The 13,883-nt window shown below is 41.6% G+C and carries 14 protein-coding genes; 9 read left to right on the top strand and 5 right to left on the bottom strand.

Translation table 11 applies throughout. The features are described from left to right. Positions 1–4: 4 nt before the first annotated feature. The 5 genes from minE to yihG all read right to left on the bottom strand — a co-directional run bounded on the left by minE (position 5) and on the right by yihG (position 4,008). Entirely contained in the window at positions 5–277 is a 273-nt protein-coding gene (gene minE, locus B9T38_RS08775) for a cell division topological specificity factor MinE (protein ID WP_086196431.1), read from the bottom strand. Between the two features lie 3 nt (positions 278–280). Next, the gene (gene minD / locus B9T38_RS08770; protein ID WP_086196430.1) at positions 281–1,093 is read right to left on the bottom strand and encodes a septum site-determining protein MinD; all 813 of its coding nucleotides are present in this window, start codon (positions 1,091–1,093) and stop codon (positions 281–283) included. Between the two features lie 66 nt (positions 1,094–1,159). Continuing rightward, on the bottom strand, positions 1,160–1,891 hold the full coding sequence (gene minC, locus B9T38_RS08765; RefSeq protein WP_086196429.1) for a septum site-determining protein MinC: 732 nt from the start codon (positions 1,889–1,891) through the stop codon (positions 1,160–1,162). 122 nt (positions 1,892–2,013) lie between these two features. Continuing rightward, complete coding sequence (locus tag B9T38_RS08760) at positions 2,014–3,066, bottom strand: hypothetical protein (RefSeq protein ID WP_086196428.1); 1,053 nt, start codon at positions 3,064–3,066, stop codon at positions 2,014–2,016. Positions 3,067–3,084: 18 nt separating this feature from the next. Next, on the bottom strand, positions 3,085–4,008 hold the full coding sequence (gene yihG / locus B9T38_RS08755) for a 1-acylglycerol-3-phosphate O-acyltransferase, YihG family (RefSeq protein ID WP_086196427.1): 924 nt from the start codon (positions 4,006–4,008) through the stop codon (positions 3,085–3,087). Between the two features lie 248 nt (positions 4,009–4,256). Here yihG and B9T38_RS08750 point away from each other — a divergent pair, with 248 nt between their 5' ends. From B9T38_RS08750 to B9T38_RS08710, 9 genes are all read left to right on the top strand, one after another. Beyond that, on the top strand, positions 4,257–4,910 hold the full coding sequence (locus tag B9T38_RS08750) for a YiaD family glycine zipper/OmpA-like lipoprotein (RefSeq protein WP_086196426.1): 654 nt from the start codon (positions 4,257–4,259) through the stop codon (positions 4,908–4,910). A 137-nt stretch (positions 4,911–5,047) separates the two neighbouring features. Next, a complete protein-coding gene (locus B9T38_RS08745) occupies positions 5,048–7,087 on the top strand; it encodes a UvrD-helicase domain-containing protein (RefSeq protein ID WP_086196425.1) in 2,040 nt (679 codons plus the stop codon). A 51-nt stretch (positions 7,088–7,138) separates the two neighbouring features. Beyond that, positions 7,139–7,591: a dUTP diphosphatase gene (gene dut / locus B9T38_RS08740; RefSeq protein WP_086196424.1), complete on the top strand. Its 453-nt coding sequence runs from the start codon at positions 7,139–7,141 to the stop codon at positions 7,589–7,591. Between the two features lie 460 nt (positions 7,592–8,051). Beyond that, positions 8,052–9,476, top strand: coding sequence for a phosphomannomutase/phosphoglucomutase (locus tag B9T38_RS08735; protein ID WP_086196463.1), 1,425 nt, complete (start codon positions 8,052–8,054; stop codon positions 9,474–9,476). A 10-nt stretch (positions 9,477–9,486) separates the two neighbouring features. Further along, entirely contained in the window at positions 9,487–10,386 is a 900-nt protein-coding gene (gene argB, locus B9T38_RS08730; protein ID WP_086196423.1) for an acetylglutamate kinase, read from the top strand. Positions 10,387–10,580: 194 nt separating this feature from the next. Next, the gene (locus B9T38_RS08725; protein WP_086196422.1) at positions 10,581–11,429 is read left to right on the top strand and encodes a class II glutamine amidotransferase; all 849 of its coding nucleotides are present in this window, start codon (positions 10,581–10,583) and stop codon (positions 11,427–11,429) included. 417 nt (positions 11,430–11,846) lie between these two features. Continuing rightward, positions 11,847–12,302, top strand: a complete 456-nt coding sequence (locus B9T38_RS08720) for a bacteriohemerythrin (RefSeq protein WP_086196421.1) — start codon at positions 11,847–11,849, stop codon at positions 12,300–12,302. Between the two features lie 141 nt (positions 12,303–12,443). Continuing rightward, positions 12,444–13,526, top strand: coding sequence for an SLC5/6 family protein (locus B9T38_RS08715; protein WP_086196420.1), 1,083 nt, complete (start codon positions 12,444–12,446; stop codon positions 13,524–13,526). Beyond that, positions 13,526–13,849: an RnfH family protein gene (locus B9T38_RS08710; protein ID WP_086196419.1), complete on the top strand. Its 324-nt coding sequence runs from the start codon at positions 13,526–13,528 to the stop codon at positions 13,847–13,849. Before B9T38_RS08715 ends, B9T38_RS08710 begins: the two co-directional genes overlap by 1 nt. Positions 13,850–13,883: the final 34 nt, after the last annotated feature.

Below are 13,883 nucleotides of genomic sequence, written 5' to 3'. Positions count from 1 at the left end.
CAGATTATCGCTCTTCAGGCAAATTGATATTCATTTCTAACATTTCAATATTGGCTTCAGAACGAACCGACATTTGAATGTGTTGTTCATCTACACCACGGACATAGCGGTTGACCACCTGCATGATTTCTTTCTTCATGAGGTCAATCTTTTCCTGACTTAAGCGTTTGCCTAGACCCTGTTCAGAGGCGACAATGACTTTTAAGCGATCTTTAGCAGTCTGTGCACTTGATGGTTTATCCTCACTACTAAAAAGTTTACTCCAGAATCCTGCCATTTCTTACGCTCCAAATAGTCTTGCTAACCAGCCTTTAGGTTTGACTTCAATATGACGGTAAGGACGTTCTTCACCCAAAAAGCGCGCTACAAGGTCATCATAAGCCTGACCTGCAGCTTCTTCAGTAAACAGAATAACCGGTTTACCTTCGTTAGATGCTTGCAGTACGCTCTTACATTCAGGAATCACACCTAGTGTAGGGACACGTAAGATATCTTTAGAAATATCGTCAATGGTTAACATTTCTTGTTTATCAGCACGTTCAGGGTTGAAACGTGTAATACAAAGATGCTTACGGATGCGACCTTCGTTCTGCTCTACCTTTTTGGTTTTGCTGTCCAGCATACCAATAATACGGTCAGAGTCACGTACAGAGGAAATTTCCGGGTTGGTCACAATGATCGCTTCATCTGCATGATACATGGCCATGATGGCACCACGTTCAATCCCTGCAGGCGAATCACAAATAATATAATCAAACTCTTGAGAAAGTTCATCCATAACGCGTGCAACACCTTCATCGGTCAAGGCATCTTTGTCACGGGTCTGTGATGCAGGCAAAATATATAAATTTTCAATATCTTTGTCACGAATAAGTGCTTGTTGAAGACGCGCTTCGTTATTCAATACATTCACAAAATCATAAACAACGCGACGTTCACAACCCATAATTAAATCAAGGTTACGTAAACCCACGTCAAAATCGATCACAACAGTTTTGTGACCACGAAGGGCTAAACCTGTTGCAAAAGATGCACTTGTAGTAGTTTTACCTACACCACCTTTGCCTGATGTTACGACAACAATTTTCGCCACCGAATCCACTCCTGTTATGGTTCAAACCCCTTTTTAAATATGGGGCTTTTGGTGTTTATTTATACATTAAAACTCGAGAACTTCAAAGACAAGTTCTTGATGATCATTCAAGTAAATATGGACAGATTTTTTCAGGACATGTTGTGGAATGTCATCTGCCACACAATATGTCCCTGCAATCGATACCAGTTCTGCTTCCAGTGAATGACAGAAAATACGCGCTGCACCATTCCCGCCTGCGCCGGCGATGACTCTACCACGTGCGCTACCATAAATATGTATATTTCCTGAAGCAATGACTTCAGAGCCGCTATTGATTCCTGCGTTAAGAATAATATCGCCATGATCCTGAACCAGGCATTGACCGGTGCGCAAAATTTCATCGTGATAAGAGGTCACATGGCTGATGACACGAGCTGGTTTGACTGGCTCTTCTTCAGCACTGTGGGTTGGGGCAGAGTCAACTTCAGGTTTGGCCTCAACCACTTGTTCTTTGGTCGCTTTAATACGCTGTAAAGGTTTGTTGTCTGCGGGCAGAATAGGAAACTGAATGGCCCGGGCTTCATCGGAAAGAATACCGTCAATCACGCCCATCGGCTGTAAGTCCAGACTGATCAATAGCTGAATCAGTGCAATCAGTTCCTGTTCTACCGTGCTGTCAATAATGACCAGCGTGCCATGAGAAGCAGTTTCTTGGAGCATTTGAGTCAATTGCTGGCGGATTGCATTGTGATCATTGGTGTCAAAAGTTAATCGGGTAAAATTAACCATTCTGCCTGTAATCCGTATATCAGCCATAATTATTCCTTAAGACTTCTGACTCATTAATTTTATGTCGAAGTGATGTTGTAAATAGAGCAAATGCTAGAACAAATTGCAGCTTTTCTCTAGCCACGTTTTCAATATTTTTAATTTCATGATCATTCTTTAACTTGATCATGCTGTTCCAGGATTTGTTGCCATTGTTTTACTTTTACCTGTTTGCGAATGGCTTCTAAACTCTCAAAAACAGCCGATTCCACCAGGTTTTCCACATAGGTATTATTTTCAAATTGTATTTGACTGATTTTATTCGAAATTTCTAAATATGCCAGATTTTTTTCATTTTTATGACCGTATGCAAAAGGTTCAATCAGCCCCAGCGTAATATTTTCTCCCAAACGTTGTCCAATGCTCTGGATTTGTTGCTCGATGCGTCCCCCCACAATCGGAATCAGGCGCAATAATTGGGTCAGTTCAGGGGTGTCTTCAATGGCACGATTGACAATGTCGCCGACATTTTCGGCAATCATGATTTTTTGTGCCTGCAGCTCTTTGCCTAAAGACTCTTGCAAAATATCCGCCAGGGCAGCAGCAAACATGTCACGGTGATGGGCAACCAGATCTTCAATCAGTTTTTTATGTGTGGTACTGGTCGAGAGTTCACGTTTTATGCCATCTAAGACCGTAAGTACAATACGGCTGGTGAGTTCTTCAAGCACCATGTGGTAATAGAATTTAGCCCGCCGATACCAAGCGTCCGGAATGACTTTATAACCATGCTGGTGCAGGTTGTAGCCGATGGCCCCGGCACGTAATAAACGTAAGAAACGCAGCTGCGGAATAATGGAGAGAATTTCGTACCAGTGAATAAAGGGAAAGAAAAACCAGCGCTTATGATGTTGCCCAATGACCGCAATTACCCAGCGGGCCAGCAGTTCAATGACCAGAAAACTGGTAAACCAGCTTTCGGTAATGATGACCCAGGGACGCAATGAGTTACGGTAAAAATGTAACAGTTCAGGAAGATGAATAAAGTCAAACAGCCAGCCGCCAAAATCACTCATCAGAATGGCATTGGCACTCAGGCAGAACAGGTTGATGATGATCAGAATCATCATAAAAATGTCATAGCCCAGTGCGACTTTCCATCCCCAAGTACCTTTTTTTACAAAAGAAAAGGTGGGGGATGTGATCTGGTCGTCTTGCTTCATTTTTTTCCTTGCGTGTGCTTAAGCTTTCGCAGCCAATTCTTGCTGCATGCGTTCAATCAGTTGGTCTTTCTCAGTCCATAGCGCATGAACCCATTGCTGAAAACGTTCACGATATTCAGCATCATCTTCATAATTACCACCTAATACCCAGTCTGGAATATCGATTTTACGCAAATTCACCGCAATGCGATTGACCTCTCCTAGCCAGAAATCGCCATAACCTGGGACACCATCTGGATAAACAATAGTCATGTCGACCAGCGCATCAATTTTGTCACCTAAAATGTTGAGGGCCAAGGCTAAGCCACCCGCTTTAGGTTTGAGTAAATGTTTATAAGGTGATTGCTGCTGCGTATGCTTCTCTGGCGTAAAGCGCGTACCTTCCAAATAGTTCAATAAGGTAAAAGGTTGACTTAATAGCTGCTCGCAGGCTTTACGCGATTCTTCCATATCACGGGTTTTAAGTTCCGGATTTTTTGCAATCTGTTCCTTGCTATGGCGCTTCATCATCGGGAAGCCCAAAATTTTAAAGGCTTGCCCCACGAAAGGAATAAAGATCAGCTCCCACTTGGTAAAGAAACGGGTAAGTGGCATGCGGGTTAAACCAAAATATTGATTTACCGTAGTATCCACCCAGCTTTGATGGTTACAGGTCATCAGGTAACGGCCTTGCATACTGAGCTCTAAACCTTTCTCAATCGTGATATCCCACTTTAAGTTGGGCAATACATGGTCGATCAGCCAATTATTGACACAGAGCCAGCTGTTGGTAATTTGAATGTTGGTTTCGTCTATTTTACGTGATTTTTTAATGAGTTTGGTTAATCCCAAAGCGAGTACAGGTGGTCCATGAAAAAAAGTACTTCCAGTAATGACCGATCCGACAGTAAGCCCGCGAGATATTTTTTTTAATATCGGTTGCTTGGTATTTTGAGATGACATATAAAAAAAGGCCTTAAAAGAAAATCATCGAAGGTTTTTATTTAGTATTCAATATAATTGTAGAATTTAAAATAAAAAAGTCTATTCATACAAGTATGGAGAAATTGTGCTGAAGTTATTCTTGACACTCAGCTGAAATATTACAAAATGTAACTAATAAATGGGTTATTTACAAAAAATCAATGGTATGCCGATTTTTTTTAATTCATTATTCCACTATACGATAAAACACAAGAAGGAGGCATGCGATGCGTGCACTAGTCATTTCAGCAGCAGTAGCAGGGGCATTGGCACTATCAGGCTGTCAAACAACTGGCAACAACATTGGCGGTATGGAATACGATAAAACAGCAATTGGCGCAATAGTGGGTGCAGCTGCGGGTTATGGTCTTTCTAAAAGTAACGCAAATACAAGCGCTCAAAATAACCGTGCTGCAGCAATCGGTGCTGTATTAGGCGGTGCAACAGGTGTATATCTGGACAATAAAGAGAAAAAATTACGTCAACAAATGGCGGGTACTGGTGTAGATGTTACACGTAATCCGGATGGTTCTGTTGGCCTGATTATGCCGGGTAATATTACTTTTGATACCAACAAATCGAATATCAAACCGAACTTCTACGCGACTTTGAACAAAGTTGCACAAACACTGACTGAAGACAACAAGAGCGGTATTCTTGTAACAGGTTATACAGACAGCACGGGTAATGACTCGATTAACATTCCATTATCTCAAGCGCGTGCTCAATCAGTAGCTAACTATCTTGCCGGTCAGGGCGTGGCACGTACACGTATTAATGCACAAGGTCAAGGTTCAGCGAACCCAATCGCATCAAATGCGACTGCTGAAGGCCGTGAACAAAACCGTCGTGTAGAAATCAGCATTTACGCGGTTCAATAATTCTTCATTTAAGTTCATGATGAATTGAAAAGACCACCTTCGGGTGGTTTTTTTATGAATGTCAAATCTGTATTTTAGGTTATGCAAGTTGGGTGGAGATGACTATAATCGAGCTCCAATTAACACGAGGAAATCCTATGTCGTCGGCAAGTCAACTGAATGACAAGCAACTTGAAGCTATGAAATACACTCAAGGGCCCTTGTTAGTACTTGCAGGGGCAGGTTCGGGTAAAACCTCGGTAATTACGCGAAAAGTCGCACATCTAGTCAAGAATTGCGGTATACCGGCACATCGGATCACGGCCATGACCTTTACCAACAAAGCAGCACGCGAAATGAAGGAGCGTGTCGGTAAATTATTGTCTCGTGAAGAAGCCAAAGGTCTGTCTGTTTCAACTTTCCATACCTTTGGTCTGAATTTGCTCCGATTGGAACTCAAACATACCCCATTAAAAAATAATTTTTCTATTCTGGATGCCGATGATTGTAAGCGTATCCTGATGGATTTAATGCACCGTGATAATTTATCCGGCGCGGAAAGTAAAGAACTCATTGCCAAGGCAATGAAGATGATTTCGGACTGGAAAAATGACCTGATTCCACCGGAACAAGCACATACCACCTGTGAAACCACTGAAGATGTCCAGTTTGCGCATTTATATCAGCTTTATGAACGCAACCTGCGTGCCTATAATGCGGTGGATTTTGATGACCTGATCGTGATGCCGACCCGTTTGTTGCAGGAAAATGCTGAAGTCCGGGATAAATGGCAAAATCGGGTGCGTTATCTGCTGGTGGATGAATATCAGGATACCAATACCGCACAGTATATTCTGGTGAAACTGCTGGTCGGTGTGATGGGACAATTTACTGCGGTAGGTGATGATGACCAGTCCATTTATGCCTGGCGTGGGGCAAAGCCTGAAAATATGGCTTTGTTGAAGGAAGATTTTCCGAATTTAAAAGTCATTAAATTAGAACAAAATTACCGTTCCACCAGCCGTATTTTGAAAGCAGCGAATACGGTGATTGGCAATAATCCGCATATTTTTGATAAAAAACTCTGGTCGGATAAAGGCCATGGTGAGGTGATTCGCGTGATTACCTGCCGTAATGATGATGATGAATCTGAACGCGTAGTGAAGGATCTGATCACCCATAAGCTGATGAATGGAAAAAACTGGAAGGATTATGCGATTTTGTATCGCGGTAATTTTCAGGCCCGTATTTTAGAAACACAGCTGCGTCAAATGCAGATTCCATACAAGCTTTCTGGCGGCCAGTCTTTCTTTGCTCGTGCAGAAATTAAAGACATCATGAGTTATTTGCGTCTGATTATTAACCCTGAAGATGACAGTGCATTTTTACGGATTATTAACACGCCGAAACGTGCCATTGGACCTGTAACCTTAGAAAAGTTAGGTCTATTTGCACAGGAAAATCATTTGTCATTGCTGGCAGCGGCAGGTGATCAGCGCCTGACCATGGTGATGCCGAAAAAAGCGACTACACAACTGGCTGAATTTTCTGATTTTATTGGTAATTTTACCCGTAATTTACTAGATGATGACGAGCCTGTGCCAATTATTCGCCAGATGATGCAGGAAGCAGGCTATATCGATTACATCAAGGAATCCGCAGCAACGCCAGCGCAGGAAAAAACCAAGCTGGATAATATTGAAGTGCTGTATAGCAGCATTCAGAGCCTGATTAACCGCGCTGAAGATGTGGATGACAAGAATATTGAAAGTGTGATTCGTAAAATGGTACTGCTGGATATGCTGGAGCAGCAGCAGGAAGAAGAAGATACCGATAAAGTGAATTTATTGACTTTGCATGCATCCAAAGGTCTGGAATTTCCTTATGTCTATCTGATTGGACTAGAAGAAGAAATTCTGCCGCATAAAAACTCGATTGCAGCCGAAACCGTGGAAGAAGAACGCCGTTTGATGTACGTGGGTATTACCCGTGCCCGTCAAGGTTTGACCATTACTTTGGCTGAGCAGCGTAAAGCGGGCGGACAGATGAAACAGATGACGCCAAGCCGCTTTCTGGATGAATTGCCGCAAGATGAGCTGGAATGGCTGGGTCGCAAGAAAAAATTGGCAGGCAATATTGATCCAAAATTGCAAGCCCAGCATTATCTGGAAAATTTACGCGCCCTAATCAAGCGTTAATTCACGATTTAAACCATGCAACATTTAAACTATGCAATTAGGAAAAAACAAATGAAAGTTCAAGTGAAAGTGCTCGATACACGTTTAGGCAATGAATGGCCGATGCCTACCTATGCGACTTCGGGTTCAGCAGGTTTGGACTTGCGCGCTTGTGTCGATGAAGCGACTGTCATTGAACCGGGTCAAACAGTATTGGTGAAAACCGGTTTGGCTATTTATATTGAAGATACAAATTTTGCTGGCTTAATTTTGCCGCGTTCAGGTCTGGGCCATAAACATGGGATTGTTTTAGGCAATCTGGTCGGCCTGATTGATTCGGATTATCAAGGCGAGTTGATGGTATCGGTTTGGAATCGTAGCCAAACAGCATTTACCTTGCAACCGGGTGAACGTTTAGCACAATATGTACTTGTTCCAGTTGTCCAGGCGCAGTTTGATGTTGTGAATGAATTTGAAGCGACTGAACGCGGTGCAGGCGGTTTTGGCCATACGGGTAAAGGCTAAGTTTGATTTAGCATAAAGATGACAAAACCTGATGCCTAAACAATATTATTTGTTTGTGTCAGGTTTTATTCTTTAATTTGAACAGGCTTTTATTTAAAATTATTAGCTTTTTTATAAAAAAGTACAAATAAACAATGAATTATATTATTAAAGTGCAAAATAATTTTTAATGTATGGATCAGTTAAAAATATTTTATTGTTTTTGTAAATAATTGTTTTAAATTAAAGTTATTTGAATACTTTTGTTTTCTAATTTCACAAATGATTTATTTTTCAATCAAATAAAGTATTTTGAAAACAAAGTTGTAAGAAACTTTTACCGTTGCTTAATAACATGAAATGCTTTTAAATATTAATCTTCTTATTTCATCAGATGATGCACTGGTTGTGAATACTGAGCTAATCCAGCATGCCATGAAATTCTCATTTCATGGGTTATTCTAAAGTAGAAGATGTCATCATGAATTTTAAAAATAAAAAATTTCCTCTACAAATTTTTCGTGCTTATGATATTCGTGGAAAAATATCACTTTTGACGCCTGAAATTGTACAAGCGACTGCTTATGGATTGGTTGAGCAATATCGCAAGGCTGGGCAAACACAGCTGGCTATCGGCTATGACGCACGTTTAACCAGTCCTCAATATGCAGAAATTATCAGACGGGTATGTGAAGAAAAAGGACTGCATGCCACAATCATTGGCTGTTGTTCGACACCCCTTTTATATTTTATTGCCCGTCAGTTTGGCGGTAATGGCATTATGATTACAGCCAGCCATAATCCAAAAACTGACAATGGAATTAAATGGATTGTTCAGGGTGAACCACCCTGTCCAGACATGATTCAACAGGTCGGTCAGAGCGCGAGCGCGGCTTTTGATCTATTATATAATCTGGTAATTCAACCGGTTCAGCATGAAATTGTGGTGAAATACTGTCTTGAATATCAACAGGCACTCCTAAACGATATCCAGTTAAAGCGGCCATTTAAGGTGGTGCTGGATGGCCTGAATGGTTCAGCTGGACGCTGTGCAGCCCTGGTGTTAAAAAAACTGGGCTGTGAACTGACCACTATCCGTTGTGAAGCCAATGGCCATTTTCCTGACCATGCACCCGATCCGTCACAAGAGAAAAATCTGACAGAGTTAAAGCAGACCGTACTTGAACAGCAGGCTGATATTGGTATTGCTCTGGATGGCGATGGTGACCGAGTCGTGTTGATTGATGAACATGGCACCACAATCTCCGCAGACCGGTTGTTGTCGCTATTTTCAGAAATGTGCCTGAAAACCCATCCTAGTCATGAAGTAGTTTTTGATGTCAAATGTTCCACCATGGTGGGCAATACTGTGCGTCATCTAGGCGGACAGGCCAAAATGATTCGTACCGGAAGCTCTTTTTTACGGACTTACATGTCGCAGTCCAAAGGCAGAGCTGTATTTGGTGGAGAATATGCAGGTCATTATGTGTTTAATGACGGGCGTGGTTTTGGCTATGATGATGGCTTGTATGCGGCGTTACGGGTACTGGAATATCTTGGTCAGCAGGCTGATTTAACTCTATCCCAAGCCTTAAACGCTTATCCGGAACGTTATTGCACTGAAGACACCTATATCAGTACCCATAACATAGAGCCCAAAGCAGTATTGCATGATGTCGAAATGCAAAGTCAGGATTTTGGTGCCCAGTTAAGTAAAATTGATGGGGTACGACTTGATTTTAAAGATGGATTTGGCATTATTCGGGCATCGAATACCGGGGAATATTTTACCGTGCGCTTTGATGCGGATAATCCTGTAAGATTAAACGATATTCGACACACATTTGTTTCCATGTTAAGTGACCGATATCCTCAAATCGCACAAGACATTTTAGATGCCCAATAAGGAGAGGTGAATGCCATATCAACATACCGGCCTCGACAAAGCACAAGTTTTGACTGAAGCTTTGCCGTACATTCAACGTTTTGCAGGTAAAACGCTGGTTGTGAAATATGGTGGCAATGCAATGACCGACCCAGAGCTGGAAAGCTCGTTTGCGCGTGACATTGTATTGTTGAAAACGGTCGGTTTGAATCCGATTGTGGTTCATGGTGGCGGCCCGCAAGTTGATTCATTTTTGAAACAGTTAGGCCGAGAATCTGACCGTATTGATGGCATGCGCGTCACTGACCCTGCAACCATGGAAGTGGTGGAAATGGTCCTGGGTGGTAGCGTAAATAAATCCATCGTCAATCTGATCAATCAGCACGGCGGTCGTGCCATTGGTTTGACCGGTAAAGATGGCAACCTGTTACGTGCCCAGAAGTTATTGATGGAAAAAACCGCTGAAGATGGCACGGTCAAGCAGATTGATCTTGGTCTGGTGGGTGAAGTCGTTGGTGTGAAAACCGACGTTCTGGAAATGTTTACCCAAGGTGATTTCATTCCTGTGATTGCGCCTCTGGGTGTAGATGAAGAAGGCAATACCTATAACATCAATGCCGATTTGGTGGCAGGTAAAGTCGCTGAAGCTTTAGGCGCAGAAAAACTTATTCTGTTGACCAATATCACCGGTGTGCTGGACGAAAATAAAAACCTGCTGACGGGTTTAACGACCCAGGAAGTGGACCGTTTAATTGAAACGGGTGTGATTTATGGTGGCATGATTCCAAAAGTGGGCTGTGCACTAGATGCAGTCAAAGGTGGCGTGGTCAGCGCACATATTGTTGATGGCCGTGTTCCACATGCCACTTTATTGGAAATTTTTACCGATCATGGGGTAGGAACTTTAATTACCAACCGTGCCAAGCATTAAACCGTGATTTTAAAAAGCCTCCTTGTGAGGCTTTTTTATGGCGACTATTTTGACCCGCTCAATAGACTGATGATTGAAATCTCAATTTTGTCCTAATACATAAAATCGTGATGACTATCGTGAATTGAGATTTGCAACCCTCTGCCCAGTCATGCAAAATAGAAAAATCATGTATTTGCTGTTTGATCAAGATTATGTGCCAGTTACTCGGAATGAATTGTGCTACGCCAACGGATGTGACTTTCTCATTTCGTGGTTTTTCTCAGCGTGCTGGCATTACATCAGACCATTGTGATGGTTTTGGCATTGCTTTTTTTGAAGATAAAGCCTGCCGACTTTTTGTCGATAATCAATCCGCAGTTGAATCGCCGATTGCTGAACTGATCCGTAATTATCCAATTAAGTCGCGCAATGTGATTGCACATATCCGTAAAGCCACTCAGGGTAAAATCAATCTGGAAAATTCACATCCCTTTAGCCGTGAGCTTTGGGGACGGCAGTGGATTTTTGCCCATAATGGTGATTTACATGACTTTAATCCGACTTTATCGGGGCGTTTTACTCCGGTTGGCAATACCGACAGTGAGCGTGCATTCTGTTATTTGTTAGATCAACTGGTACTTAAGTTTGGTTATCATGAACCCAAACTCGATCAGGTCTTCGATTTATTGGCTGAAGTTTCTCCAAAAATAGCCGAACATGGCACCTTTAATTTCTGCCTGTCGAACGGTCAGGCACTCTTTACGTATGCGATTACCAAATTGCACTGGCTAGTACGTGAATATCCTTTTAAACCTGCACAATTGATTGATCTGGACGTTGAAGTTGATTTCAGTCAGGTGACGACTCCAGAAGATCGTGTCGCCGTCATTACCACAGAACCTTTGACCCAAAATGAAACCTGGAACGCTTTTGTACCAGGAGAGATGATTTTATTTCAGGATGGCCGACCAGTTCGGAAACAGCAGACTCATGTTGAGCGTTTAGAACGTGAACGCTTGAATCCGGCATTGAAACGAATCACTAAAGCCGATCAATATTGATTGCAATTTCAGATAAAACTTTAGTGTCAGATATTTATTAGATAAATGTCTGGCTTTATTATTTATAATCAGTTGAAATATTTTAAAATTTTATCGCCAGATTTTAATCTTAAGGGCTTCGGGATATTTTTATATAATCGTACTATATTTATCTAATATAATTAAAAAATGACTTCTAAAAAATATAGTTTATAAAATCATGTTAACTCCTGAATAAAGCATTTTTTTAATGAAGCTGGTTAAAAAATACTTTATCCTTTTAGTGGGTATTTTATCATAATTATATATATATCAATTGGTTATGTTTGTTTTATAAAAAAAACTAAAAGTCGACTGTTTTGGTGCATTTTTATTTGTTTAATATCAATATATTATGAATTTATGTGATTAATCGTTTATATCTGATAGGTGGTCGTAATGAAAATGAAATGGGTTCCAGAATATAATACTGGCATCGATGTGATTGACGATCAACATAAACGAATTCTGGATTACATCAATGAAATTGATGATATCGTTGAAAATACCGACCGTGCGCGTATTAAACAGATTCTTGAAAATATTATTGATTACACTCAGTCGCATTTTACTTTTGAAGAATCTTTGCAGGAAGAGGCGGGTTATAAATACCGCGTACCGCATAAACGTGTTCATGATTTATTCATTAAAAAGATTGAATCTTATCGTGATCGCTTTGAAATGGGACAGGCGATTGAAGGTGAATTGCATGAAGTACTGGCGAAATGGCTGATTAACCATATTCAGCACGATGATGCTGATTATGTCGGTGCTGTAAAACAAAACATGATGGGCATTATTAAAGAAAAAGAACAAAAAAAAGGTAAAAACTGGTTTGCTCGGTTTTTCTCATAAAAGATAAATGAGATAACTACAATTAAAAAAAGATAATAATCTTGCGCTGCAAATCATTAGGCATAATGGTTTGCTTTTTTCTTTTTGATTTTCACTTATGAGAAAGGCAAAATAGCGAAAGACTTTTTTTAGGAACGCATCATGCAGGACAATGCTATGACACGATGGCTATCACCGCTGATGGCATTTTGTTTATCTTTTATCATCATTGCCACTTTAGCACCGATTGTAGGGATTCAGCTTGATCGCCAGCTTGATTTTTGGCTGTTATGGTTAGGTACCATGCTTATTTTGGCTTTACCGATCTGCTATTTAGAAATTGCCTTGGCAAAGCGTTCTAAAACCACAGCTTTAAATGCCTTGTCCAGCTTGACCCGTGATGCGGATGCCTCGCAGAAATGGCGTATCGTTGGCTGGCTGGCCGTGGTCTTTATTCCTTTCCTGGCAGGCGGCATATTGTCGAATGCGAGCCAATTGCTGGGGCATTTTGCCGCTAATGGAATTGCAGCCAATTTTTTATTTATTGCTCTTGCGATAGTTGCAGTTTTACTTTCATTTGCACCACGAAAAATTATTCTGCTTTTAACGGTGATTGGTGTTTTTGCTGCTTTAGTTCTGGCCAATGTGATGGGAACCCCTTTGCCGGCTTGGCATGTCACAGCGGTTGAATTTAGCGAGTGGGGCAGTGCTACCGTTTTGGCACTGGTAGCAAGTGGTTTAGGCATGGGTCTGTACTGGCAAAGTAGTCTGCCTGCTGTTCAACCGCAAGATACTGCAAGTAAAACAGTATTGCCGATCTGGATTGCACAGTTACTTGCGGTAATTGCTTTTGGTTTCTTTGCTGCCAATGCTCAAATCCCGAGTTTGGCTTTTGTGGTTGCCGTGGTGAGTGCTGCGGCCTTGTTATTGCAAATGGCGCGTGAACAGCTGTTACACCGTCAGTTGAATATCGTGATTCAATGGCTGCTTATTTTAGCTGCCGTATTTGTCTGGGCAATTCCAGCCATCACTCCAGTTTTCAATAGCCTGCTGATGCTTTGGGGTTTAGCAATCTGCCTGATCTATGCCATTTTTGCCGGATGGATCATGAAAATTAGCCATCTGCGTAAAGCGATGAATTTCAGCAATGAGTTATTTTATAACCTGTGGCGTATTGCTGTTCGTGTGGTGTTACCTGTTTCGATTATTTTGGCGATAATCGCAATTATTGGGCAATTGTTCTGATGAGTGAGATACAACAGGTTTGGGTCGCCTATGCAGCACCCGAGCAACAGTTTCATATTGCGGTGCCCTTTCAGCAAGGGATGACCGCTTTAGAGGCGATTGAACAAAGTGGTATTCGCGTACAGGTTGATTTGGCAGAACCACTTGCTCTGGGAATTTTTGGCGTGCGCCTGAAAGATCTGCACCATATTTTACAAGCCGGTGACCGTGTCGAGATTTATCGACCGCTAACTATCAATCCGAAGGATATTCGACGCAAACGTGCAGCAGCCAACCCGGTTGGGCGATATTGTCGTGGAAATCGCTTTAAACAATTGAAGTAATAAGAAAAACCCCTCAATGAGGGGTTTATTTTTA

This window comes from Acinetobacter sp. ANC 4218 (assembly GCF_002135245.1).
Lineage (GTDB): Bacteria > Pseudomonadota > Gammaproteobacteria > Pseudomonadales > Moraxellaceae > Acinetobacter.
Note: the sequence above shows the minus strand (reverse complement) of the source record. Positions and strands in the feature narration are given on the sequence as shown.